The organism is Paenibacillus aceti (assembly GCF_003614185.1).
Taxonomy (GTDB): Bacteria; Bacillota; Bacilli; order Paenibacillales; family Paenibacillaceae; genus Fontibacillus; species Fontibacillus aceti.
Genome location: NZ_KZ987724.1, coordinates 3,373,854 through 3,397,767, shown reverse-complemented (window position 1 = coordinate 3,397,767; position 23,914 = coordinate 3,373,854). Strand labels below are relative to the sequence as shown.

The 23,914-nt window shown below is 47.6% G+C and carries 25 protein-coding genes; 17 read left to right on the top strand and 8 right to left on the bottom strand.

All coding sequences use genetic code 11. The features are described 5' to 3' along the window. From BFJ94_RS15160 to BFJ94_RS15130, 7 genes are all read left to right on the top strand, one after another. Entirely contained in the window at positions 1-702 is a 702-nt protein-coding gene (locus BFJ94_RS15160; protein ID WP_120463420.1) for a PspA/IM30 family protein, read from the top strand. Positions 703-808: 106 nt separating this feature from the next. Next, the gene (liaF, locus tag BFJ94_RS15155; RefSeq protein ID WP_120463419.1) at positions 809-1,459 is read left to right on the top strand and encodes a cell wall-active antibiotics response protein LiaF; all 651 of its coding nucleotides are present in this window, start codon (positions 809-811) and stop codon (positions 1,457-1,459) included. Positions 1,460-1,479: 20 nt separating this feature from the next. Continuing rightward, positions 1,480-2,547, top strand: coding sequence for a sensor histidine kinase (locus BFJ94_RS15150; protein ID WP_120463418.1), 1,068 nt, complete (start codon positions 1,480-1,482; stop codon positions 2,545-2,547). Continuing rightward, on the top strand, positions 2,537-3,199 hold the full coding sequence (locus BFJ94_RS15145; protein WP_162944294.1) for a response regulator transcription factor: 663 nt from the start codon (positions 2,537-2,539) through the stop codon (positions 3,197-3,199). The genes BFJ94_RS15150 and BFJ94_RS15145 overlap by 11 nt, the downstream gene beginning before the upstream one ends. A gap of 209 nt (positions 3,200-3,408) precedes the next feature. Next, positions 3,409-4,227 carry a YwmB family TATA-box binding protein gene (locus BFJ94_RS15140; protein WP_120463417.1) on the top strand — a complete coding sequence of 273 codons (819 nt, stop codon included), beginning with the start codon at positions 3,409-3,411 and terminating at the stop codon, positions 4,225-4,227. A gap of 211 nt (positions 4,228-4,438) precedes the next feature. Further along, positions 4,439-5,992 carry a glucose-6-phosphate dehydrogenase gene (zwf, locus tag BFJ94_RS15135; RefSeq protein ID WP_120463416.1) on the top strand — a complete coding sequence of 518 codons (1,554 nt, stop codon included), beginning with the start codon at positions 4,439-4,441 and terminating at the stop codon, positions 5,990-5,992. 159 nt (positions 5,993-6,151) lie between these two features. After that, positions 6,152-7,732, top strand: a complete 1,581-nt coding sequence (locus BFJ94_RS15130; RefSeq protein ID WP_120463415.1) for a peptide chain release factor 3 — start codon at positions 6,152-6,154, stop codon at positions 7,730-7,732. Positions 7,733-7,803: 71 nt separating this feature from the next. Here BFJ94_RS15130 and sspI read toward each other — a convergent pair whose 3' ends face one another. Continuing rightward, positions 7,804-8,037, bottom strand: a complete 234-nt coding sequence (gene sspI / locus BFJ94_RS15125; protein WP_120463414.1) for a small acid-soluble spore protein SspI — start codon at positions 8,035-8,037, stop codon at positions 7,804-7,806. A gap of 130 nt (positions 8,038-8,167) precedes the next feature. Here sspI and BFJ94_RS15120 point away from each other — a divergent pair, with 130 nt between their 5' ends. The 4 genes from BFJ94_RS15120 to yunB all read left to right on the top strand — a co-directional run bounded on the left by BFJ94_RS15120 (position 8,168) and on the right by yunB (position 12,710). Beyond that, complete coding sequence (locus BFJ94_RS15120) at positions 8,168-8,842, top strand: potassium channel family protein (protein ID WP_120463413.1); 675 nt, start codon at positions 8,168-8,170, stop codon at positions 8,840-8,842. Then, entirely contained in the window at positions 8,829-9,635 is an 807-nt protein-coding gene (locus BFJ94_RS15115; RefSeq protein ID WP_120463412.1) for a TrmH family RNA methyltransferase, read from the top strand. Before BFJ94_RS15120 ends, BFJ94_RS15115 begins: the two co-directional genes overlap by 14 nt. A 731-nt stretch (positions 9,636-10,366) precedes the next feature. Further along, positions 10,367-11,704 (top strand): ABC transporter substrate-binding protein, encoded by a 1,338-nt coding sequence (locus BFJ94_RS15110; protein ID WP_162944293.1) that lies wholly within the window; start codon positions 10,367-10,369, stop codon positions 11,702-11,704. Positions 11,705-11,855: 151 nt separating this feature from the next. Beyond that, positions 11,856-12,710, top strand: coding sequence for a sporulation protein YunB (gene yunB / locus BFJ94_RS15105; RefSeq protein WP_120463410.1), 855 nt, complete (start codon positions 11,856-11,858; stop codon positions 12,708-12,710). 49 nt (positions 12,711-12,759) lie between these two features. Here the strand turns inward: yunB and BFJ94_RS15100 are convergent, their stop codons facing one another. Continuing rightward, positions 12,760-13,830, bottom strand: a complete 1,071-nt coding sequence (locus BFJ94_RS15100) for a M23 family metallopeptidase (RefSeq protein ID WP_438803692.1) — start codon at positions 13,828-13,830, stop codon at positions 12,760-12,762. A 197-nt stretch (positions 13,831-14,027) separates the two neighbouring features. On the opposite strand from BFJ94_RS15100, the gene lipA reads away from it, so the two are divergent. Next, the gene (gene lipA / locus BFJ94_RS15095; protein ID WP_120463409.1) at positions 14,028-14,927 is read left to right on the top strand and encodes a lipoyl synthase; all 900 of its coding nucleotides are present in this window, start codon (positions 14,028-14,030) and stop codon (positions 14,925-14,927) included. 28 nt (positions 14,928-14,955) lie between these two features. Then, positions 14,956-15,285 carry a YutD family protein gene (locus tag BFJ94_RS15090; RefSeq protein WP_120463408.1) on the top strand — a complete coding sequence of 110 codons (330 nt, stop codon included), beginning with the start codon at positions 14,956-14,958 and terminating at the stop codon, positions 15,283-15,285. A gap of 56 nt (positions 15,286-15,341) precedes the next feature. Here the strand turns inward: BFJ94_RS15090 and BFJ94_RS15085 are convergent, their stop codons facing one another. The 3 genes from BFJ94_RS15085 to spoVV all read right to left on the bottom strand — a co-directional run bounded on the left by BFJ94_RS15085 (position 15,342) and on the right by spoVV (position 18,937). After that, complete coding sequence (locus BFJ94_RS15085; protein ID WP_120463407.1) at positions 15,342-16,784, bottom strand: S41 family peptidase; 1,443 nt, start codon at positions 16,782-16,784, stop codon at positions 15,342-15,344. Between the two features lie 26 nt (positions 16,785-16,810). Next, complete coding sequence (locus BFJ94_RS15080) at positions 16,811-17,617, bottom strand: NAD kinase (RefSeq protein WP_120463406.1); 807 nt, start codon at positions 17,615-17,617, stop codon at positions 16,811-16,813. Between the two features lie 75 nt (positions 17,618-17,692). After that, positions 17,693-18,937, bottom strand: coding sequence for a dipicolinic acid transporter SpoVV (gene spoVV, locus BFJ94_RS15075; protein ID WP_308424687.1), 1,245 nt, complete (start codon positions 18,935-18,937; stop codon positions 17,693-17,695). A 353-nt stretch (positions 18,938-19,290) separates the two neighbouring features. Here spoVV and BFJ94_RS15070 point away from each other — a divergent pair, with 353 nt between their 5' ends. Then, a complete protein-coding gene (locus BFJ94_RS15070) occupies positions 19,291-19,689 on the top strand; it encodes a globin domain-containing protein (protein ID WP_120463405.1) in 399 nt (132 codons plus the stop codon). Between the two features lie 26 nt (positions 19,690-19,715). Continuing rightward, positions 19,716-20,414, top strand: a complete 699-nt coding sequence (locus BFJ94_RS15065) for a DUF2225 domain-containing protein (protein ID WP_120463404.1) — start codon at positions 19,716-19,718, stop codon at positions 20,412-20,414. 92 nt (positions 20,415-20,506) lie between these two features. Here the strand turns inward: BFJ94_RS15065 and BFJ94_RS15060 are convergent, their stop codons facing one another. Then, positions 20,507-20,746: a hypothetical protein gene (locus BFJ94_RS15060; RefSeq protein ID WP_120463403.1), complete on the bottom strand. Its 240-nt coding sequence runs from the start codon at positions 20,744-20,746 to the stop codon at positions 20,507-20,509. Further along, positions 20,743-20,916 (bottom strand): YycC family protein, encoded by a 174-nt coding sequence (locus BFJ94_RS15055; RefSeq protein ID WP_120463402.1) that lies wholly within the window; start codon positions 20,914-20,916, stop codon positions 20,743-20,745. Before BFJ94_RS15055 ends, BFJ94_RS15060 begins: the two co-directional genes overlap by 4 nt. A 109-nt stretch (positions 20,917-21,025) precedes the next feature. Here BFJ94_RS15055 and BFJ94_RS15050 point away from each other — a divergent pair, with 109 nt between their 5' ends. Further along, entirely contained in the window at positions 21,026-22,834 is a 1,809-nt protein-coding gene (locus BFJ94_RS15050) for a M3 family oligoendopeptidase (RefSeq protein WP_120463401.1), read from the top strand. Between the two features lie 239 nt (positions 22,835-23,073). Next, entirely contained in the window at positions 23,074-23,493 is a 420-nt protein-coding gene (locus tag BFJ94_RS15045) for an O-methyltransferase (protein WP_120463400.1), read from the top strand. An 83-nt stretch (positions 23,494-23,576) separates the two neighbouring features. On the opposite strand, the gene BFJ94_RS15040 is transcribed toward BFJ94_RS15045, so the two are convergent. Beyond that, positions 23,577-23,813, bottom strand: a complete 237-nt coding sequence (locus tag BFJ94_RS15040) for an alpha/beta-type small acid-soluble spore protein (RefSeq protein ID WP_120463399.1) — start codon at positions 23,811-23,813, stop codon at positions 23,577-23,579. Positions 23,814-23,914: the final 101 nt, after the last annotated feature.

The following is a 23,914-nucleotide window of genomic DNA, read 5'->3' as shown; positions in this document are numbered from 1 at the left end:
ATGGGAGTTTTTAAAAGAATAAAGGATATTACTAAGGCGTCGGTTAATGATATGCTCGATAAGGTGGAAGATCCAATTGTTATGCTCAATCAATACTTGCGTGACATGGAGAAGGAAATTCGTGATGCAGAGGTAACAGTAGCTAAGCAAATGGCCGATGAGCGCAGAATGAAGCAGCGCCTGGACGAAGCTGTACGCATTTCCGTACAAAGAGAAGCACAAGCTGAAGCTGCTCTGAAGAACGGTCAGGAGGAAGTTGCTCGCCGATTGCTGGAAGAGAAGCTCCACTACGATCAGAAGCAGGAGGAATTCAGACAATTACATGCCAGCTCAGAAGCTCATGCCGCTGAGTTGAAGGATCAGCTCCATGAAATGAAGGATGAGTTCTACAAGCTGCGCAATAAACGTAATGAACTCGTTAGCCGTGCTCAAATGGCCAAGGCGAGAAAGCAAATGTCTCAAGTGAGCAGCATGCATTCGATCGATAGCAGCAACGCATCGTTAGGCTTCCAACGCATGGAAGAGAAGATTATGCAGCTGGAAGCTGAAGCAGAGGTGGCAGGTGTAGTATATCGCAGAGATCCTTCCTCGACCTATACCAACCCGGCTGAAGCTGAGAAGCAATTGAAGGTGGATGCTCAACTGGAAGCTCTGAAAGCGAAGCTTAATTCTTCCGAAACACCTGATGACAGCGTAGAATAATGGCTACAAGTCTCATGGACAATATGTTATGCTAGACGTGGTGAAGCCATACGGTAGAATATACCGTTATGGCTTTTCCAACTCTTAGAACGGCTGGAGGTGCGACATGGATAAGCGAAAAAGGCTCTTAGCCGCAGGGTTGATTGCGCTCGGTGTAATGATGATATTCGGGAAAGGGCTAAGCTTCTTTACCATTGTTGCGCTTCTCTTGTTGGCCTATGGAGTTTACAAGGTTCGCCAAGGAGAGGAGACAAAGACAGGATATACCCTGCTCGCTGTGGGTGGCGGCTTGATATTGGTGAGTCATTTCATGCTGGTCGTCGCTATCCTGATGATTTCTCTTGGTTTATATTTTGCGAAGGTACGTAAGATCCAGCCCCAAGGCAATTATACGCAAAGGCAGAATATTACTTCCTCCGTACATTGGGATCGTGATCCCTGGGTGCTGCAGAATACGAGCATGTGGCATATTTTAGGTGAATTGGATATTGATTTATCACTGGCTATTGTGGAAGGTTCCCATAATGTTATGATGTTCCAGGGCATTGTCGGGGATATCGATATGTCTTTATTTGAAGGCTATGGAATTGAGATTGAAGCTTTTGTCTTATTCGGTCAAATCGAATTGGGACAAGAGCGTAGAACGGGCATATTGAACAAGGTGAACTGGAAATCGCCGAATTATGATACTTGTGAGCAAAAAGTGAAAATAATCATCTCCTACATTGTTGGAGACATTGATATACATCTATCTTAAAAGAGGAGGATCTGCGCCGCATGAAGAGAAAGAAACCTGTAAGTATGGTCTCACGCAGTATGCGCGGGGGGATCCTCTTTTGCTTTATTTTACTGGCGGTTATTTCGTACGTCCTATATACATATGGTTATTTTCAGCCGACGACGTCCTGGAAGAAGGGAGTTATGGCAGGTCTGACGCTGCTGACGCTCCTGATCAGTTTGGGTTCGGTGTATGGCTTCTGGCAGGGTTATAAATATAAGAAGAAAGTAGACTTGATGCGCGGCGCGCTGCTGCAGTGGGAGAAGGGCAATCAGACCGGCTCGGTTCCAGAGCTTGGCGAGGATGAGATCGGACAGCTGGGCGAGCAGCTTGAGCGGATCGGCAAGCGCTGGGAAGAGCAGGTCAGCTCTCTGCAGCGCCTCTCGACGCATAATGCTCAGCTTGCTGAACAGGCGCGGGTATCGGCGATTGTCGAGGAACGGCAGCGTCTGGCCCGTGAGCTGCATGATGCCGTATCCCAGCAGCTCTTCGCTATTTCGATGACGGCGACGGCGGTCGGAAGAACGATGGATCGGGATTTCGAGAAGGCGCGGCGACAGGTCGAATTGATTGAGGAGATGGCCTCGGTAGCTCAGTCAGAGATGAGGGCGTTGCTGCTGCATCTTCGTCCGGTATATCTGGAGGGCAAGGAATTATCTCAAGGCCTGTTGGAGTTAGTGGGCGAGCTTAGAGTGAAGGTTCCGATCGAATTGGTGCTAGAGATGGACGAGGGGCTGAATCTCGGCAAAGGCATCGAGAACCATCTATTCCGCATCATCCAGGAGGCGATGTCGAATACGATGCGCCATGCTAAGGCGGATAAAATGGAAATTCGCATTCATAAACGCGGAGATGTCGTCAAGGTGACCTTACGTGATAATGGGATTGGGTTCGAGCTTGATGAGAAGAAGCAGGCCTCTTATGGAATGTCGACGATGCAGGAGCGTGTGCTTGAGGTCGGCGGCTCCATCCAGATTATTACCGCTCCCGGCAAAGGGACGAGGATAGAAATTACTATACCGTTAATGAACGAAGAGAACGGGGAGGATGATCATCATGGAGAATGAGATAGAGAATGAAATGGAGATCAAGGTGCTGCTAGTCGATGATCACGAGATGGTGCGGATTGGTCTAGCCGCTGTACTCGGAACTGAGGAAGGAATAGAGGTCGTTGGGGAAGCGAGCAGCGGTGAAGAAGGGATACGACTTGCCCAGGAATATAAACCCGATGTAGTCCTGATGGACCTGGTGATGGAGGGGATGGACGGCATTGAAGCGACGAGGCAGCTGCTGAAATTGTATCCAGACTGCAAGGTTATCGTGCTGACGAGCTATCTGGACGATGAGAAGATGTATCCCGTGATTGAGGCGGGCGCGTTCAGCTACCTGCTTAAGACATCCCGCGCTTCAGAAATCGCCGAAGCGATTCGGGCGGCGGCCAGAGGACAGTCTGTACTAGAATCACAGGTCGCCTCGAAGATGATGAACCGGTTGAGACAGCCGAAGCCGGAGACGCCTGCCCACGAGGAGCTTACGGATCGGGAAATGGACGTGCTCCGTCTGCTTGCCCAAGGCAAGTCCAATCAAGAGATCGCGGATGATCTGATCATCGGTGTGAAGACGGTCAAATTCCATGTGACGAATATACTGGCCAAGCTGGGCGTAGATGATCGGACTCAAGCAGCGATCTATGCTTATAAGAATGGGTTGGCGGAATAAGAGGACACTGGAAGGAATAGGCCTGGAATGAATAATGCGGATTTAGGACTTGGCGGATAGCCAAGTTTTTTTGTGGTGATTTTGAATGGACGTATTCTGGAAAGCTTGTGTATTTGCCGTTTTGAGTGCAGGAGATAAGTATAAAGTGCTGTCCGTCAGGGAATCCTAGATTCATAGATTACTAGATTCCAAGAAGCGGGGGAATTCGCATGCCGGGCAGAGAATTAGGATGGCTTCGTATATTGAAACGCTGTAGCTTTGTTATTATGGGAATTGCACTTATTATGGTGATGATTGGATTTTCAAAGTTACATGGAAGTAAATTGGATAAGGTAGCTGCGGCAGATAAACAGTGGCAGAGTGTTCTAGCCTTGGCGGAGCGTGCATCGGAAGGAAGGCTTCATGCTACCGTGAAATGGCAGGGATCTTGGGAATCATTGCTGGACCCGGGGGAGGCGGCTGATGTCCTCTCTACAAGGCTTGGCCTGTCCAGCCCGACGGAGAATGCAGTTCAGGGGCATAGTGTCTATATTGCTCAAGGCTCTAACGGGGGGATTAACGCCAAACTATCTGTTATGCCTGAAGAGGGGGGGACCTCCTATTACGTCATCCTGCTCATGGAAGGAGATGCCCGTGTGAATGCAGCTCATTTCAGTGAACTGCAAACCACTTATGGATACTCGCTTCAGGATGAGGGCGTTGATGTGAACTGGAATACGGCTCTGCAAGGTTCTGTGGCATCCGGTCTGTCTGGCGGATTAGAGGTCGAGGGCGCGTCGCTTCAGGAGCTATTGAATAAGCTTGAACAGCAAGCGGCATCGACACTGCAGTTGCAGTTATATAGCGCGGATGAATATGTGGATGAGGAATCGCAGACGGTTAGCCGTTCTTATGAAGCTCATGAAATGCCAATATATGTGAACAGCGGCGAGCATCAAATCGCCCTGCAAATGGCAGTTCATTATAATGAAGATAGCGGCGAGCGGGAAATCTCCATGGGTTCCCCGCTTCTCACGGTAGAATATTAGAAATTCGATGTGAAATGAACATTCAATTAATGTTAGATTAATATTAGATGAAATTTCCTAAAAGCCTACAAGTTTTGATATGAATATGATGGCAACCTTCGCGTTAATGTGCTAAAATTACTTCACTGCCTAGTGATACCTTTGTAAGGTGATGGTATTGATGGGGATTAAATGAAAATACACTATAATATATAGAAAGAAATGAGGAGCCATGACTGAAAATCAAAATCTAGAATCACTTCAGACACCAGGGGCCGTATTCTTTATTTTTGGTGCAACTGGGGACTTGGCGCGTCGTAAGCTCTTTCCTGCTATCTATTCGCTATATCGCGAAGGGAAGCTGGCTGAGGATTTTGCAGTTATCGGCGTTGCCCGGAGACCGCGCACTCACGAAGAATTTCGGGATGACTTGTACCATTCCATTCAAGAGTTCTGCCGTTACAAGGTAGACGAGGCTGATCTTGAGCATTGGGCGAAGTTTGCGGAGCATTTCTCATATAAATCGTTGGATATCCACAATATCGACGGGTATCACGAGCTTCGCGATTTGACGGAATCGGTGGAAGCCCGTTTTGACATTCCAGGGAATCGTCTGTTCTATCTGGCGCTCGCCCCAGAACTGTTCGGTAGTGTATCCTTCAACCTCAAGAAGGGCGGTATGCTTGATACGCGAGGCTGGTATCGCCTTGTTATCGAGAAGCCGTTTGGCTATGATCTGAGCTCAGCTCGGAAGCTGAATGAAGAATTAAGCCAGGTGTTCAAGGAAGAAGAGATATTCCGTATCGACCATTATCTTGGCAAAGAGATGGTGCAGAATATTGAAGTGATCCGCTTCGGCAACTCATTCTTCGAGCCGTTGTGGAATAATAAACATATCGCTAACGTGCAAATTACGCTGAGCGAGACGGTCGGCGTTGAAGAGCGCGGCGGCTACTATGATCATGCCGGGGCATTGCGGGATATGGGGCAGAACCATATGCTGCAGATGCTGACGATGATCGCCATGGAGGCGCCTAGCCGCTTGCATCCTGAGGATATCCGGGATGAGAAGGTGAAGGTACTCCGTTCACTGCGTCCATATGAGTCTGAAGACGAAGTGAAGGCAAATGTGGTCCGTGGCCAATATACAGCTGGTGAGAGCCAAGGCAAAGCGATGCCAGGCTATCGTCAGGAGGACAAGGTAGATCCGAACTCCAACACGGAGACTTATTTTGCAGCTAAGGTGTTCGTAGATAACTTCCGTTGGGCCGGAGTTCCATTCTACATCCGGACAGGTAAGCGTCTGCCGGTGAAGACGACGGAGGTTGTGGTAGAGTTCAAGCAAATGCCGACGAATGTATATCTCGGTCAGAAGCATAATCTCGAGCCGAATCTGCTAGTTATTCGCGTCAATCCGGTGGAAGGGATCTATATTAAGATCAACGCGAAGAAGCCAGGATCTGAATCGAAGATTGAACCGTTCGCAATGGAATTCTGCCAAAGCAGTCAAGTGGGGATCAACTCGCCGGAAGCTTATGAACGTCTGATCTACGATGCTGCGAATGGCGACTCGACTTATTTCACCCGTTGGGATGAAGTTGCGGCAGCTTGGGCCTTTGTTGACCGGATTGCTTCTGCTTGGGCCAAGGACTCATCTGATATTCAAATGTATCCTGCCGGTTCTTGGGGACCAGAGCAAGCGGATGAGCTGCTTGCCGAGGATGGATTCCACTGGTGGCCTGTTAATGGGCAGAAAGAAGATAATGTAATCTGGATTAAAAAATAAGAATAGTTGATACTATAAATGTATATGTTGAAGGTCGCGCCAAACTGAATCGTTTGGTGCGTCTTTTTTTGCGGAAAGTCCTCAAGCTATTATGCGTACTTGAAGAAAAAATATGTTACAATAAAAGGCATGAATTCGTGAATCGAGAGGAAAGTGAGCATGAGCAAATTGGAACAAGAGCTGCAGCAGGAAGTGGAGAAACGCCGTACGTTTGCAATCATTTCTCACCCGGATGCCGGGAAGACGACCTTAACTGAGAAATTGCTGCTGTTCGGCGGAGCCATCCGTCTTGCAGGCTCGGTTAAAGCCCGTAAGGCTAGCAAGCATGCAACCAGCGACTGGATGGAAATTGAGAAGCAACGGGGGATTTCCGTAACCTCTTCCGTAATGCAATTTGATTATAAAGGACATCGGATCAATATTCTGGATACGCCGGGTCACCAGGATTTCAGTGAGGACACCTATCGTACATTGACGGCAGCGGATAGCGCGGTGATGCTGATTGACGTAGCCAAAGGGGTCGAAGCACAGACCATCAAGCTGTTCCAGGTTTGTGCGAAGCGTGGGATACCGATCTTCACGTTCATTAACAAGCTGGATCGCGAAGGGCGTAGCCCATTCGATCTGATGGAGGAGCTTGAACAGGTGCTGGGCATCCGTTCCGTGCCGATGAATTGGCCGATTGGCTCTGGCCGTGAGCTATGCGGTATCTATGACCGAATGAATAATCAGGTAGAGCTGTTCCAGGGAGACGATGAGGACGAAATTGAAGTGAAGAAGGTTGAAGGCTATACGGATCCGCTGATCCGTGAGATGGCTGGCGAATATTTGCATGATCAGCTATGTCAGGATTTGGAGCTGCTTGATGTGGCTGGAGACCCCTTCGATCTGGAGAAAGTGAAGAATGGTCAGCTTACTCCGGTATTTTTCGGCAGTGCAGTGAATAATTTCGGAGTTCAGACCTTCCTGGAGAACTTCCTGAAGCTCGCTCCGAAGCCGGAACCGCGGCATAGCACCGATGGAGCGATTGCGCCTACGAATGAGAAATTCTCAGGCTATGTGTTCAAGATTCAGGCGAATATGAACCCGGCCCATCGTGATCGGATCGCGTTCCTGCGAATTGTATCTGGGAAATTTGAACGCGGTATGTCAGTGAAGCAAATGAGAACCGGCAAGGATATTAAGCTGGCTCAGCCTCAGCAATTTCTAGCTCAGGATCGGGATATCGTCAGCGTGGCTTATCCAGGGGACATTATCGGTTTATTCGATCCGGGTATTTTCCGTATCGGAGATTCCCTGAGTCAGGGCGGCAATGTGACCTTTGATGAACTGCCTACCTTTTCTCCGGAAATATTCGCTAAGGTAACGGTGAAGAATGCGCTTAAGCATAAGCAATATCAGAAAGGGATTGACCAATTGACTGAGGAAGGCACGATCCAGGTCTTCACAACGGTCGGCTTTGAGGATACGCTGTTAGGCGTTGTCGGTCAGCTCCAATTTGAGGTGTTCGAATACAGAATGAAGTTTGAATATGGCGTAGACGTGCAATTGCAGCGTATGCCATATCAATTCGCGCGCTGGATTGTCGGCGACAATATCGATCCATCCAAGTTCCGTATCAATTCAACGCTCGTGAAAGACAAGAAGGACAATTATGTAGTCTTGTTCGAGAATGAATACGCGATGCGGACGGCGATGGATAAAAATCCGGATGCCAAGTTCCTGGAAACAGCGCCTTAAGCTATATAAAACAAGCCTTTACTTAGCCGAGATCGGTGAGTAAAGGCTTATTTTATACATGGGACAGCCACTTATTTCAATGGCTTCATTTCGATCTGGGCCAGCTGTTGATCGAGGATAGTCAGCAGTTCATCCTGCTTGGTATGGTCGATGTTCTTCCACAGGATCTCGAAGATGACGCCCAGACCCGGAAGCGCAGCTTCCTGCGCGTCGATAGAGCCCTCGATCATTTCCCGCAGCCCGTCCTTGTCCTTGCCATGTACCTTGTGGATAACAGCTTGGCGCAAATCAAGCAAAATTGACATGGAGAAACCCTCCTTGAAATAGTGTATAGGCCCAGTCGTTAATGTTCCCGATCTGGCCTGCATAAATTCAAGTTTTCAGTCGAATATGGTATACTAGGTCGAATCCATTTTGTATGGGGTGATTAGGTTTATGGCACGCACAGAGAAGAAACAATTTGCTGTAATAGGAATGGGAAGGTTTGGCCTTAGTGTTGCGAGTGCGCTTAGCGGCATGGGCTTCGACGTATTGGCGATCGATGCCAATGAGCAGAGGACCCAGGCTGTATCCAATATAGTGACCCATGCGGTGTCGGCTGACTCGACCGATGAGGAAGCGCTGCGGGCGCTGGGCATCCGAAATTTCGATGTTGTCGTTGTGGCGATCGGCCAGGATATTCAGGCTAGCATTCTAACAACCCTCATACTGAAAGATCTCGGAGGGCCTCTTATCGTTGTTAAGGCTCAGAATGAGCTGCATGGTAAAGTGTTGAACAAAATAGGGGCCGATAAAGTTATTTACCCGGAAAGAGATATGGGCTTGAGAGTGGCGCATCATTTGACCTCGCCCAATATTCTCGATTATATCGAATTGTCGGATGAATACAGCATTGCCGAGATGCGAGCGACCTCTGCCATGCTTGGCAAGAACCTGAAGGAGCTTGACGTTCGCGCCAAATTCGGCTGTAACGTTATGGCTATCAAGCGTGGGACGAGGATGAATATTTCGCCGACGGCGGATGATCGTCTGGAGGAAGGCGATATTTTGATCATCGTAGGTCAGCGGAATGACTTGACTAAGCTGGAGCTGGCATATGCGGAATCTTGAAATTTTATCACCACAGAATCCTCGGGTGAAGGAATGGGCATTGCTGCTTGAGAAGAAGCATCGGGACAAGCAGCATAAATTTATGATTGAAGGCATTCACTTAGTACAGGAAGCGCTGCGCTCGGATGCGGATATCGAATGCGTCTGCTACGAGATAGATAGGGGCATTCCTGCGGAGTTATCCGCTGCGGCTGCAGCTCGTCTCGACGTGAGCTGGGTCGCGGTATCCGCCGCTGTTATCGCTAAGTGCAGCGATACGAAGACGCCGCAGCCGGTATTTGCTATTCTGCGCAAGGCGAATGAACAGGTGCAGGTCGATACGCTGCTGAACAAGCCGAATAGCTTCGTCGTCGTGCTCGATGGAGTTCAGGACCCAGGCAATGTCGGTACGATCATCCGCAGCGCGGATGCGGTGGGGGCTGACGGGATCATTGTCGGGCCGGGCTCTGCTGATATTTATAGCCCTAAGGTGATCCGCTCGACGATGGGCTCTATATTCCATTTGCCTGTCGTGCATCAGCGGCTGCCGGAAATTCTCCAGCAGGCCAAGCAGCGCGGCATCAGGCTGGCCGGCACCAGTCTGCAGGCGGCAGCGAACTGCTATGAATATGACTTCACCGGCCCGGTCTGGCTGCTATTCGGCAGTGAAGGCGGCGGGCTGAGCGAAGAAGTCCGGGCGCTGATGGATGATGGATTAATCATCCCGATGCGCGGCCAGGCGGAATCGCTGAATGTGGCGATGGCTGCGTCTGTCCTGCTGTATGAAGGGCTGCGGCAGCGGTATTTTAACTAAACAATAATTCCTGTCCACGACTCTAAATAAGTGTCTGAATAAAAATTAGTGTCCAAGAAAGACTAAAGACTGGAAATGCACGGGCAATTCCCCAAGCATTTTTCCAGTCTTTTTTCATCCTTTTACAAATGACCTCAACTTTTCGTTATCATTTAATTATCCTTCCGGCCAGTGGTTTTATCTCATTCCATGATTGAATCAGTTTTTACTCCTAAAACCCTACAGAGATGAATGATTTCAATAACCTTTCTGAAGCTTGTTTTCTGTTCAATATACAAGTCTATCCGACATTGAATAATCATGTTGAGTATTGGGTCAAGATATGAGTCATAAGAAAATATTCAATTATTTGCAGGATAATTTCCCCAATCCATGTATAAAATATTAACTTAAATACACCCTGAACGAGATGACTTAGTCTGGCTGGGACTATGAAATAAATAACATAAAGATGCTATTTGATATTGGTATAATTCTCCACCTATTTATTGCTATCTTTGAGTTTCCGACTAATAACTTGATATGAAGACATAAAACAGGGAATATTTAGAAGAAATTTGATATATTTCAACAAAAACTGCTTTTCTATTTACAAATATAGTACCTAAATGCATAATAAAATCAGTTAATCTTATAAATTGGATAAAATGGAAGTTGAATATACATACTCGATTTCATAAAAATTACAACAGGCTTGCTTCCAAATATATAAAATTTGAATGGAGTGGCTTATGCGCAAAAAAATAAAATTTTTATCCATCTCTATCTTGGTAATAATCGTTTTTTTGTCTACTTTGATGGGTTGCACGGAAAAACCTGAAGACATTGAAAAGGGTACCCTTACAGTATTGTATAGTGGGGGAGAAGAATGGTTTCAACAGAGATATGGAATGTTGTTTACAACAAAGTATCCCAAAGTGGATATCGAGGTTGTATCAACTAAGTCTTTACAAGCCTCTGGAACGTACTCTAAAGAAGCCTTAAAGAAATATATTGATGAAGAAAATCCAGATGTCCTTGTATTAAATACAACTGAATATGTGTGGCTCAATGAAGACAATTGCTTATATGATTTAACTGATTTTGTGTATGGACAAGGGTTCGATAGTGATGGAATACTTCCTTCGGTCTTGGAATATTTAAAAATCAAAGGAAATGGAAAACTATACGGTGTTGCCCCTACATTTTACAGTACTGCATTGTTCTATAATAAAGATCTTTTCGACTCGCTTGGAGTTCCATATCCTACTAATAAAATGACATGGGATGAAGTGATGAATCTAGCACAGAGATTTGTTGACGCCGGAATAAATATTCATGGAATTTCGCAGTCTTTTCAAAACGATCCCTTTAATTTTGCAAAAAATCTTGCTTATTACAAAGGGGTGAGTCTATACGACTCCAAAAGAGATTTAATTCTTTTGAATAGTACGGAGTGGAAACAGATATTCGAATTAGTTGTTAACGCATACAAAAATGGGGTGATATATGATCCAAAACATGAAACAGAGAAACGAGAGATTACACAGGAAGAAATTTTAAGACAACAGAATATTTTTTTATTAGGTGAATCTGCAATAACTGTGGATAATTATTATCTGATTGCTATGATCGATAAAGCATCAAAGCCAGTCAATTGGGATGTTGTAACGTTACCTATTGATGAGAAGAATCCTAATACAACTAATGGTTTCTATGTTTCTCAGATATTCTCTATTAATCGAAAAACAAGCAATCTTGAGTTATCAAAGAAGCTTGTAGAGTTCGTGAATGGAAATAATTTTGCGAAAAGATTAGGGAAATCATCAAATGAACTAGTTTCTAGAACGAGATATATTGAGAACATAAATAATAAAAACATAGAAGCCTTTTATGAATTAAAACCTGGTGATTATATGTATCAGAACTCACAAGAGATGCCGGGAGGCTTATATAGTTCTATATCAGAAATTGCTAATAGGGAACTATATGAGGTAATCTCAGGTCTGAAAACATTAGACAATGCGCTGGCGGCGATACAAGAAGAAAGTGAGATTGCATTAAAAACATTGAAGATGGAAGGGGAATAATACTATCGATGGGTTGCATGAATCGTTCTCTCTAAATCCCTAAGCAAGCTATCTGGGCAGTCCTTCTTTTTTGGCCAGGTTCAGCATAACTTGTATAGAAGTGTTGTTGAAGAGTCTATAGAGGTTTGTCTGCTGGCGGGGAGGGGGAGAGATGCTGCGGTTCAGACGAGGATGGCATAGCCGGAGGAGAAGGCCGAGGAGACGGTCTGGGAGCAGACGTTGGTTATGGCTGATTATGACGGTGCTCGTTATATTTGGATTCTTCCAATTCTATAGCTATGTTGAAAGGCATATGAAGGGGCCAATTATGCACCTGGCCAGCATACGTGTCAAGCAAATCGCAACAGAGTCGATCAATGAGGCGATTACTTCGCAGGTGGCGAATACGGATCAGGTCGATCGACTGATCGATTGGAAGACCGATAGCAATGGAAAAGTATCAGGCTTCATGCTGAACTACTCTTCCCATATGAAGATTACTTCGGATACGATTGCGACGGTGCGTAATACATTAGAAGAGGTATCTCATTTATCGGAGACGATCCCGCTCGGGCAAGCGTTAGGCAGTCCGATTCTGGCTTCCTTCGGCCCGAGAATTCCGATTAAGATCGAGCCGCAGGGGGATGTGAAGGTCGATCTGAGCACTCGTAAGCAGGACGCCGGAATCAATATGATTCTGGTGGAGGTATATTTGCGGGTCAAAGCGGAGCTGGCGGTCGTCGTTCCGTTCGATATGGAGCCGCAATCTGTAGAAACGGAGATCCCTGTCTCTTATTTGCTGGTCGTGGGAGATGTGCCGATGTATTACTATGACAGTAAAGGCAATCCGGTAGGCAATCAGGCTGGCGCGCCGAGCATAGCGCTGCCCGCACAGCCTAGCGAACGCAATAAAGCAGGCGAGCCACCGCCCCATGAGGGCAGCAACTCGCCTGAAGAGGCCCCGCAGAATGGGGGGGAGCAGGAGATCGGGCAGGAGGTGATACCACCGCCGCCAGAGCATGAATAGCAAGGGCTGAGGCTAGTCTGCGACAGATGAGTGATCCGTAAGCCGGTTCTCATCTGCTGCGGGCGCGCTCAGCCTTTTCCCATTGCTTGAGCAAAGGATAGGGATTGAAGGCCCATTCGGTCGTCCCTGTATCCCGGTAGATACCGTAGTGAAGATGGGGCGGGAATCTGCCTTGCGTACCTGGCGGGCCGTATCCACTGCTGCCGACCCAGCCTATCGTCTGCCCAGGTGTTACCATATCTCCGACTTCAATCTTCTTCTCGAACCCCTGCAAATGAGCATAGTAGTGGTAGCGATTATGCAAATCACGGATACCGATACGCCAGCCGCCATAAGGGTTCCAGCCTTTGGTCTCTATAATTCCATAGCACACACTACGTACTGTTACGCCGTAAGGGGCGAACAGATCCGTTCCTTCATGGGTGCGAAGACCTCCCCATCCGCGTCTGTCTCCCCATGTGTCGCGATAGGTGTATATGCTGTGGAGCGGTAGCGGAAATGCGCTGGCGCTAGGATCGATAGGGCCAAAGGTTTTATAGATTTTCGCAAATTGTCGAATGCGTCTAACGGCGGAATCATTCTGATAATAACGCCATAGGGCAATCTGGAAGTCCTCTTCTTCATAACCGAGACTGATCAGATAGGAGGCCATGGTGTACAAAGAATCATCATCATTCGTCGGATCGGCAGCCCCGTCGGCCGAAGCATCCTTGCCAATGCCGCCGAACAAGGCGATCGTGGTCAGGTTCGTATCGGCAGGATCAGGATTGATCGGGCCGGACCAGATGCCTTCTTTGAAGCGGATACTCGTTAAGCGATCCGTTTTGATTTCTTTTTTCGCCTTTTTGCGTGAGCGTGGAGTTATTGTACGTTCATATTGGTCGATGGCGGCAAGCCAATACCACGGAATTTGCGTCTGAATGCCGATCTTCTCGTATAGATCCCGCCTTTGCTCATATATGCTCAGGCTGCTGCTCGCTGCGTCCGGTTTATCCGAAGATGCGGCGGCTGAGGCTATAGGTATCATTGCCACCCCGTCAGGACAAGCAGCTGTCGTTAAGGAAATGGCGATCAAACAGCTGACCGTTTTGCTGCATATCGATGAAAAAGATATTCTCAAGGTATCGTCTCCTCCTTTGGTTAGAGGTTGCAGTCCATAGACGCAGATCCACCTTTAGGTTGGAACAAATCTTGTGTTTTTATTCCAATATATTAAGTAGGTATTCCCAGTGGATTCATGGTATAATAAATGTCATTGTGAGATTACAATTCTCTTCAATACAAACCTAAACCAATTAAAGAAGGAAGGTTTCTATCTTGTCGAAACTCGCAAATGAACCGAAACCGGACTGGATAAGAATCAAAATGACGACCGGCGATAATTACCAGGACATAAAAAAAATGATGCGTTCCAAAACTTTACATACCGTATGTGAAGAGGCACGCTGTCCGAATATATATGAGTGCTGGGCGAATCGCACAGCAACTTTTATGATTTTAGGCGATATCTGTACACGCGCCTGTCGTTTCTGTGCGGTTAATACGGGAATGCCGACGGAGCTCGATCTGCAGGAGCCGGAACGTGTTGCCGAAGCCGCTGAGAATATGAATCTTCGTCATTGCGTAATTACAAGTGTAGCGCGGGATGATCTGAAGGATGGGGGAGCCTCCATCTTCGCTGGAAGCATCAAGGCTATCCGCAAGCGTCTGCCATTCTGTTCGGTTGAAGTGCTGATTCCTGATTTCATGGGGGATGAAGATTCACTTCGTATCGTCATGGATGCGAAGCCTGACATTCTTAATCATAATATTGAGACCGTAGAGCGTATGTCTGACCGTGTTCGTGCCAAGGCGAAATACCATCGTTCTCTGGAATTGCTGCAAAGAGCGAAACAGATGCAGCCTGATATTCCTACCAAATCAAGCATCATGCTCGGTGTAGGTGAGGAGTGGGATGAGATTCTGCAGGCGATGGATGATCTGCGTGCGGTAGACTGCGATATTCTGACGATCGGTCAATATTTGCAGCCGTCTCCGAAGCATCTGCGTGTTGAGAAGTATTATACGCCTGAGCAATTCGCAGCACTGAAGGAAGAGGGAATGAAGCGCGGCTTCAGTCATGTGGAATCAGGCCCGCTCGTTCGCAGCTCTTATCATGCGCATGAACAGGTTAAATCGGCTAAAGATCATAAGGACGGTGCAGCAGCGTTGTCCTAAGGCTGTGTAAGAGGAGGGAGAGCCATTGATGATTCAGATTGGCAGCAGAGCATATGAACTGATATACAATCATAAGAATGCTTGGAATCAGGAAGCATTCAAGCAAAGGTATAGTGAAGTGCTTGATCGATACGATTACATTATCGGGGATTGGGGCTATGAGAAGCTTCGGCTAAAGGGCTTTCTACGTGATAACCACCCGAAGGTGACTCGTGATACGGCATATTCCGGCATCACTGAATACATTAACGAGTATTGCAATTTTGGATGTGCTTACTTTGTTCTGCAGAAGCTGAAGGATGTCCCGAAAGAATCTTCTAATAAAACAGTCCATGAAGAGAAAACGGCTGCCGAGTAACTCGGCAGCCGTTTTTTAGTGGTTGTCCACAAAGCCCGCTTTTGATCTCATAATCCTTAATAAGAAAGATGAATGATTCCTTGTTGATAGCTCCATTTCAGTTCAGGAAATTTCTTCTGGAAATCATGCAGTTCGATATACGCTTCATCATTAAACATCTTGATGCTCTTGGATGCGAGGGTAAAGCCTGTCTTCTTGCCGTTCTGATCGGTAACAACCAGTTTCTTAGCGGCCTGGTTCCATGTGGTGCTGCCATGGGTGAGTGCGGCGAGTACCCGGGCCGGAGCATAGACTTTATCTCCACTCTGGATCGTGTCGATATAGCTGTTTATCTCGGCACCATTGACCTTCAGCGAGTAGGCGCTGCCGCTCAGTTCCATATGCCGTAAGCCTGCTTGATAGAGTCCTGTAATCAGCTGGGCTGCCGGGCTACTATCGATTTCGATATCAGGTGCAAGGCCGACGTAATTGAAGTCTTCCTTGCTTGGAGTTAAGTATCGTTCAATCGTCATTTTGAGATAGCCGCCGTCAGAGAGCTGGAACACATTCTGAATCCGCGCTTTGCCATAAGTCTGAGCACCGACGACCTTGGCAATTCCGTTATCGCGAAGTGCGCCGGTAAGAATCTCAGAAGCGCTGGCTGTCCATTCGTTAGTCAGAATTATGACCGGCATTCCGATGTCCTTGCCCCCTGTGATGCTGACCTTTTCCAGCTTATTGCTCTGATTTGCCGTATACATCAAGGTGCCGCTCTTCATGAATTGACTGGCAATATTCTGTGCTGCCTCCACATATCCGCCCAGATTGTCGCGTAGGTCCAGCACCAGCGATTTCATCCCCTGACTCTCCAGTGTATTCAATACTTTACTGAATTCCTCGTCGGCCGTGTCGGAGAAGGAGGAGATAGAGATATATCCGATCTTACTGGATGGGATGAGCTTGCCTGTCACTGTTCTGAGTGAGAATTCAGTACGCTTGACAGGGAAGGTTAAGCTGTTGGTCCCACGTTTGACGGTGATGCGGACGATCGTACCAGCTTGTCCTCCAAGGTCGAGCTCTTCCAATTCACTAACGGAGACGCCGTTAATTTTGGTGATGATATCGCCTTGCTTCAACCCCGTACTCTTGGCCGGAGATCCCTCGGCTATACCAGTGATATACAGCTTATCCTTGGCATATCTGAGAGTAACGCCGATGCCTACATATTCCTGATTGATGCTGCCTGCGAATTCTTCCATCTCCTCAGGAGTCAAGTAATCGCTATAGGGATCATCGAGGGTGTAGACCATGCCGCGAATCGCGTTGTTGATGAACTCCTGTCGCTGTGTCCCTTCGATATTATAGGCATCCAGATAATCAAGAACCTCCTGCAATACCTTCAGCTCTGAATCCGCCGTCTGTTCCGTGCTTTCCGCGGCCGCGCCTGCGGCTTGCGGGAAGGTGAGCAGCAGGGCCAGCAGCGGGATCAGAAATTTCTTGCCTAACTTATTATACTTCATCTTCGTCCATCCTTTGCAAAGTAGAATTAACCTAGAAATGCATTGCGAACCCGATTCCAGAAAGGAAAAGGACGGTAGCGCACAAAGCTGATCTTCTGCTCGGCTACCTGGCATCGGACCGAGATAAGATCATTTACAGGTGTATTGATATGATCGATCGTGAGCATCAGATTCTGCTCTTTACGCGAGTAGATATCGCAATGGTGATGCTTGGGCAGCACAAGGGCTGAACCCATTGTACGGAAGACCCGATTATTAATCGAAGCGATCTCGGAAATCTGCATGGCTTCTATGGACGGATGGACCATAGCACCGCCAAGGCTCTTGTTGTAAGCTGTACTTCCTGAAGGAGTAGATACGCAGATCCCGTCACCTCTGAACATCTCGAACATTTGGTCGTTAATGTCTACCTGGGCCACGATCGTGCCGCCATCCACACTTTTTAGAGTAAATTCATTGAGGCAGATGAAGGAGGAAGTACCGGATTTCTTGATCACCTCTACTTCCAGCAGGGGATAATGGACAATCCTTGGGTTTAATTGCCGTCTGTCTTTTTGTCCGCTCATCAGCTGGACAAGCTCAGGAATTTCATCCGCCTTCCAGTCGGCATAGAAGCCGAGATGACCGGTATGTACTCCGACGAAGGCGATGGAAGAGGCACGGTCAATGAATGTATGAAATGCGTGGAGCATCGTACCATCCCCGCCAATAGACACAACAATATCGGGGGACTCGGCATCAAGCTTCAATCCTTGCGCCCCCGCCAATTCGTGAAAGGACCTGCTGAGATCCTGGGATAGCTGATCTCCGCGGTCCAGAACGTAATATCTCAAGTTGATGGGCTCCTTTGCAAACTTTATATAATACCTGTAAAGATCATAATCAATTATGAAAAATAACACAATGTCTCATTTTTTCGTTTTATCTTTTTGCCAGGGGAGGGAACTGAGAAGCTGCTGAATGATTCGCGCTAAAAGAGATAAAATAAGCAGTGTCAGCACGATCTTCACAAACAGGATGAAAAGTCCCGGTACCTCATTCCATCTCTGCAGCAGATTTTCCGGCTGCTCCAGACCCTTGAATGATGGACTCGTATGCATGAGCGGCTTCCAGACAAGCAGCATGAGTGCTGTGGCCAGAAATGCGTGCAATAGTCGGGCGAATAAGAAGGGAAGGTAACGCAGATCCGCGTCATTCAAAATGCTCGCCACCTGGGCATGTACGGACAGACCACCCCAGGAGAGAATAAAGGCTGCTGCCGCCGCTCTGAACATAAACGGAACATCGGTCGGGGCCGCTGAGGCTTTTGCCCCAAGCGTCACTTCGAAAGTCCCTCCGACGAAGGCTTGGGCCAGGTCAGACGGCAGATGGAAGAAGGTCAACAGTGCTTCTACAGCGCTATAGAAAAAGCTCATGACATTTGCGGATGTCAGGACCTCTAATATAACGGAAAAAAATACGACCAGTCCTCCGACAACCATCATAAGCTGTAATGAAGAGAGGATAGACTGGCGCATCAGTTCTCCTAAACTCCGGCCATCCATCATCCGGGCCTGATGCATCGCTTTAACGGCCTGCTTAAGGCTGAATCGCGCTTCAGTCGGGGAAGAAGAGGTCGTTCGAGGAGCATGGATTTCCTGCTTTCTGCCGTAAAATCTCATGATTAAGCCGACGATAATTGCGCTGCCATAGTGAACGAGGGCAAGAGCACCCGCGAGTCTCTGGTTCCCGAAGAAGCCGACCGATACGGCTCCGATCAAGAAGATCGGATCTGAAGTCGTAGTGAAGGCAACCAGCCGTTCTCCTTCCTCCCGTCCTATCAATAATTGTCTGCGCAGCTGGGTTGTCAGCTTGGCACTGACGGGATAACCGGAAGCGAAGCTCATGGCCGCGACAAAGCCGCCTGTCCCGGGAATGCGAAATAAAGGCTGCATTAACGGGTCCAGCAGCTTGCCTATAAAATGAACAATACCAAAACCGAGCATCAGCTCGGATATTACAAAGAAGGGAAACAAAGACGGAAACAGTACGTCCCACCAAATCGCCAAGCCTCGGACACCGGCTTCCCATGAGGCCAACGGATAAATCAGCATCATGACGGCGAGGATTAGAGCGATTAGAGGAACCATAGCGGTGGTCCAGATCTTGTTCATGAATCAACGCCTCCACTTGGGTCATAATGAAGTGTATGAAATCGGCAGGACAAACATCACCAAAAAAATAAGAAAACGATTACATAAGGTGCTGTTTTTTTTATATGCGTATGGTAAAATAGCACTATAAAATTCATTTTTGGATGGGGTGGTTGAATATGAGTTTTGTTGCCGGGCTTCTCGTATGCGCCTTTGTATACGTTATTCGCGCCTCTCTCGTCCATCCGGGTGAAGAGGACTGGCGTAGCTACTAATGAACTAAATTTCCATCTTGCAATAAGCTCCGATAGGAGCTTTTATTTTTTTTTGGTATAATTTATCTTAGTGCCAACAAGTTAGGAGATGAATGCAGGGTGAACCCTAATCTGAGCATTTACGATAATCTTGGCGGGGCCAAGACGCTTAGACGCCTGGTAGAGGCTTTCTATCCGCGTGTTGTCGTCGATCCGCTAATCGGTCCTCTTTTCCCTGCGGATATTAATCCGGTGATGGAGAAGCAGTACATGTTCCTGTCGCAATTCTTCGGAGGGCCCTCCCTGTATTCCGATGCGTATGGACATCCGATGATGCGGGCGCGTCATATGGGTTTTCAAGTGACCCCGGAGAGGGCGGAAGCTTGGTTAGCTTGTATGCAGGCGGCGCTTGAGGAGATCGGAGTGGATGAGCCGTTACGCAGCGTTGTTATTAAGCGGCTGTCAGGTCCTGCCCATCACTTTGTGAACACGGCAAGCAGCGATAACAATGATCTTTAACGAGAGATGGAAAGGAAGTATGCAGCTTGGAACTAGAACCTCTCTTTACGATTAAAGTGAACTGTCATTATTGTGATCAAGAATTCACGACTTCGCGAGTTCGTCCCAGCTTCAAAAGAGCGATAAAGACGGATACCGATTTTTGTGGATATTACCGAAATGAGAACCCTGATTATTACGTCGTGCGGGTCTGCCCTTCCTGTGGATTTGCCTCTACGGAGAATTCGACCGAACGGCTGAATGATCGTCAGAAAGCCCGTTTCCACGAAGAAATTGAAGCACGCCTGATCAAGCGGGATTACGGAGGCGAACGGGACTGGGAAGCGGCTCTTGAGACTTATAAGCTAGGGTTGTTATGCGCCCAGACGATCAATGAGAAAGAACGGATTATTGCCAGTCTTCTGCATCATATCGCATGGTTGTATAGATACAAAGAGGATCGCGAGCAGGAAAAGCGGTTCTTGCAGTATTCTTTGGAATCGTACATACGAGTATTCGAGACGGAGAGCGATTTAGGCAATGACGCCAGATTGATGTATCTGATCGGAGAATTGAATCGCCGTACGGGGAATTTGAATGAAGCGGTGAAATGGTTCTCCAGAGTGATCAATGACAAGAGGATTATGGATGCTGCCATGATCCGGGCTTCGCGGGAACAATGGGCTTTATTACGCGAAGAGATGCTGAACGGCGGGCATGAGCTGCCAGAGGAAATGCAAGATTAACTGAAATAGGGGCATATCGATCCTTGGATCGTTCATTGAACAGGAATTGAATAGCCCCTATTTTTTTGCATATGAATTAACCGTTGGTTTATTTAATTTTTGCGAACGATCGTGTCGGTTAATAAATAATCATTGTCGCTATCCAGCACAGTAATTTTATTACCGCAGCAAGGGAAGACCAGCATCTTCTTCTTGCCCTCCCGCGCCCGAATAATATCGGTCGGCTTTAACTTCGCAATCAGCACATTGTCGCTTTGGCAGAAAGGACATAGCGGGACATAAACATCACCCATGATGATGTCATAAGGCAGTGCTTTATTAAAAGGGATCATTTCGGTTCATCCTTACCTTCGGAAGGGCTGTTCCCGTTGTCTTTCCTGGCCAATTCGGCGAGCTTCTGCAGCAGAATATGCTGCGGCATATGCATCAGGTGCTCGATCGGTACTTTTAGCTCTGCGGCTAGCTTCACGGCCGTCTCCGGCGAGATTTGCAATGGTTTCATAATGGAACATGCCTCCTATCAAGAGTATACTTATAGTTATACACTTTAAATCGGATCAGTTCCACAGTTCCTGCGGGACAGTTTAAAATAAAGAAAGGATGATATTTCGATGAAACAGGTATCAGTAAATGACCAGCTTGTAGAGACTTGGGATCTGGATTCTATCTTTCCCGGAGGTTCTTCCTCGGAGCAATTTGCCAAGTTCCTGGATGAATTGAAAGCTAATATTGCCGAGCTACATTCAGTATTAGAGCAAACGTCAGCACCCCAAAATTTGAAGGAAACGATAGCTCTGGACCAGACGATCCAGGGTCTACAAAGTGCGCGGGCGAGAGCGCTTGAAGCCAGTGCCTTCGTCGAATGCCTGACCGCCCAGGATCAACATGATAAGAAGGCGGTTCAGCTGACGGGCCGGGTTACTACGCTGCGTGCAGCGATGGATAATGTGATGACCTTGTTCGACAGTTTGCTGCGGGATACAGATGATCAGGTGTGGCAGGAATGGATCGCTCGTGATGAGATCGCTCCAATCGCCTTCATCATGAATGAGAAGCGTGATTCTGCGCGGGAGAAGCTGTCTCCGGAATTGGAGAGTCTGGCTGCAGATTTGGCGGTGGACGGATATCATGGCTGGGGACAGCATTATGATACGATCGTCTCCAAGGTTGGTGTGGCATTTACCGATGAGGATGGGAAGAAATCTACGCTATCCGTCGGTCAGGCGGCTAATAAGCTGAGCGACTCGGATCGTGAGGTGCGGGAGAGAACCTTCATAGAGTGGGAGAAGGCCTGGGCCCAAGTGGCTGATTATAGCGCGGATACACTCAACAGACTGGCCGGCTTCCGCCTGAAGCTGTACGAGAAGCGCGGTTGGGAAGATGCGTTGAAGGAGCCGCTGCAGATTAACCGTATGTCTAGCGAGACATTGAATATGATGTGGCAGGTCATTGAAGAGAATAAGCCGATCTTCGTCTCCTATTTGGAGCGTAAAGCTAAGCTGCTCGGCGTGGACCAGCTTAGCTGGAGCGACGTAGATGCGCCGCTGGCCAAGTCAGAGACGAAGATAAGCTATCAAGCTGCGGCGGAGGATATCGTACAGCAATTCAGCAAATTCAGCCCGAAGATGGCCGACTTCGCAACTGAGGCATTCAATCGTAGCTGGATTGAAGCCGAGGACCGTCCAGGGAAGCGTCCTGGCGGCTTCTGTACCCCTCTTCCGGTCAGCAAGCAGACGCGGATTTTCATGACCTTCGGCGGCAACTACTCCAATGTTTCTACGCTGGCTCATGAGCTGGGGCATGCGTATCATCAGCATTTGATGGATGGACTGCCGCAGTTCAATCAGGATTACGCGATGAATGTGGCCGAGACGGCTTCGACCTTTGCCGAGATGATTCTGGCGGATGCTCTGCTGAAGAATGCGGGAAGCGAGGAAGAGAAGCTGGCCCTGCTGGCAGAGAAGGTGCAGAACAGCGTCTCCTTCTTCATGAATATTCATGCCAGATTCTTGTTCGAGACCCGCTTCTACGAGAAGCGGAAATCCGGGATGCTGGATGTCTCCGAGCTATCGACTCTAATGGAGGAAGCGCAGCGCGAGGCCTATCATGGAGCGTTGGGAAGTTATCATCCGCTCTTCTGGACCTCCAAGCTGCACTTCTACATTACAGATGTGCCATTCTATAACTTCCCGTATACCTTCGGCTATATGTTCAGCACCGGCATCTATGCGCGGGCGCTGAAGGAAGGGGAAGGCTTTGCAGCGAAATATGATGCGCTGCTTCGCGATACCGGACGTATGACGGTAGAAGAATTGGCGGCCAAGCATCTGAATGCAGATTTGACGAAGCCTGATTTCTGGCGTGAGGCGATGGCACTGGCTGTTGCGGACGCACAAATGTTCCTCGATCTGACGAAATAGAACAGTTCATAGCCTTCCTGAGGTAGTTTGCTACCGAAGGAGGGCTTTTTTCTCCGCCTAAACATTGTAATTAATCTACAAATTATGTATTGTAAGTGGTAAAACAGGGTATAAAGTCGTTATTTGTATAGTCATATATAACCATTTTTGTTTTAAAATGTTGTACCCCGTCGTCAGTTGTCATATAATGAGACATAAGCCCTAGTTCTAGGGAAATTATAGAGGAAGGGAGGGTGAATATGCTGACTGCCGATCAGCTCTCTCTGGCAAGACAAGTCGATATCGTATTTAAGGAACTGGCTGTAGAACTTGGCGGTATGACATCGGGCACCGTATTCATCCAAATACGCAATAATACGATTGGTAAATTTGGCATACGTCATAACCCGATTGCGGGTCGAAATGGCCGGTTAGAGGAAGAAGGACGAGGCTTATCCTCCGAACAGATTCATACTTTTCGTTCAATGGCACTTGAAGCATTGAAGCATAAGCGTTACTGGACTCATGGGGAAATCAGCTATGAGTTTGCATTGAAGCAGAGCACTATTATGGTGGACGCTATATTAGAGTCCAATTATAATATGGCGAATTTAATGATACAGAGATACCCAAGAATGAATGCAGCAAATACATACAATGAATCAGATTTATCGTCATAAATTTATAGATCATAGTGAAAGACAGGCGACCTGCGAATGCAGATCACCTGTCTTTTTATAGGTTTGAAACAGGAGAGAGTGAATTACAGGTTAGAACGACCCGACAATTGCTGCTCTGCCATTTGAACCAGACGTTTTGTAATGTATCCTCCTAAGGAGCCAGTTTCACGAGAAGTATGGTTCCCCATGTAACCGTCTTGTGGGATCGTTACGCCCAACTCTTGTGCAGCTTCCATCTTCAATTGTTGCAATGCAGCATTTGCTTGAGGAACAACAAGGTTGTTGGAACGGCTTCCGCGGCTTTGGTTTTGACCTGCCATGTTTGTCACCTCCTTTGGCCTTTGTGATGTTAGTATGGTTTTTGCAGAATAAAATATTCAGTATAGCTGCTAATTTGCAAAGTGGTAATTATTTGAAAAGT

Bases quoted from the DNA above. Each gene is read 5' to 3' on its own strand.
- BFJ94_RS15040 (WP_120463399.1), bottom strand. From the start codon at position 23,813: ATGGCAGGTCAAAACCAAAGCCGCGGAAGCCGTTCCAACAACCTTGTT.
- BFJ94_RS15130 (WP_120463415.1), top strand. From the start codon at position 6,152: ATGAGCAAATTGGAACAAGAGCTGCAGCAGGAAGTGGAGAAACGCCGT.
- BFJ94_RS15055 (WP_120463402.1), bottom strand. From the start codon at position 20,916: ATGAAACCATTGCAAATCTCGCCGGAGACGGCCGTGAAGCTAGCCGCA.
- BFJ94_RS15090 (WP_120463408.1), top strand. From the start codon at position 14,956: ATGATTCAGATTGGCAGCAGAGCATATGAACTGATATACAATCATAAG.
- yunB (WP_120463410.1), top strand. From the start codon at position 11,856: ATGCTGCGGTTCAGACGAGGATGGCATAGCCGGAGGAGAAGGCCGAGG.
- BFJ94_RS15110 (WP_162944293.1), top strand. From the start codon at position 10,367: ATGCGCAAAAAAATAAAATTTTTATCCATCTCTATCTTGGTAATAATC.
- BFJ94_RS15150 (WP_120463418.1), top strand. From the start codon at position 1,480: ATGAAGAGAAAGAAACCTGTAAGTATGGTCTCACGCAGTATGCGCGGG.
- BFJ94_RS15050 (WP_120463401.1), top strand. From the start codon at position 21,026: ATGAAACAGGTATCAGTAAATGACCAGCTTGTAGAGACTTGGGATCTG.
- BFJ94_RS15060 (WP_120463403.1), bottom strand. From the start codon at position 20,746: ATGATCCCTTTTAATAAAGCACTGCCTTATGACATCATCATGGGTGAT.
- BFJ94_RS15115 (WP_120463412.1), top strand. From the start codon at position 8,829: ATGCGGAATCTTGAAATTTTATCACCACAGAATCCTCGGGTGAAGGAA.
- BFJ94_RS15120 (WP_120463413.1), top strand. From the start codon at position 8,168: ATGGCACGCACAGAGAAGAAACAATTTGCTGTAATAGGAATGGGAAGG.
- BFJ94_RS15045 (WP_120463400.1), top strand. From the start codon at position 23,074: ATGCTGACTGCCGATCAGCTCTCTCTGGCAAGACAAGTCGATATCGTA.
- spoVV (WP_308424687.1), bottom strand. From the start codon at position 18,937: ATGAACAAGATCTGGACCACCGCTATGGTTCCTCTAATCGCTCTAATC.
- BFJ94_RS15140 (WP_120463417.1), top strand. From the start codon at position 3,409: ATGCCGGGCAGAGAATTAGGATGGCTTCGTATATTGAAACGCTGTAGC.
- BFJ94_RS15160 (WP_120463420.1), top strand. From the start codon at position 1: ATGGGAGTTTTTAAAAGAATAAAGGATATTACTAAGGCGTCGGTTAAT.
- BFJ94_RS15085 (WP_120463407.1), bottom strand. From the start codon at position 16,784: ATGAAGTATAATAAGTTAGGCAAGAAATTTCTGATCCCGCTGCTGGCC.
- BFJ94_RS15145 (WP_162944294.1), top strand. From the start codon at position 2,537: ATGGAGAATGAGATAGAGAATGAAATGGAGATCAAGGTGCTGCTAGTC.
- liaF (WP_120463419.1), top strand. From the start codon at position 809: ATGGATAAGCGAAAAAGGCTCTTAGCCGCAGGGTTGATTGCGCTCGGT.
- sspI (WP_120463414.1), bottom strand. From the start codon at position 8,037: ATGTCAATTTTGCTTGATTTGCGCCAAGCTGTTATCCACAAGGTACAT.
- zwf (WP_120463416.1), top strand. From the start codon at position 4,439: ATGACTGAAAATCAAAATCTAGAATCACTTCAGACACCAGGGGCCGTA.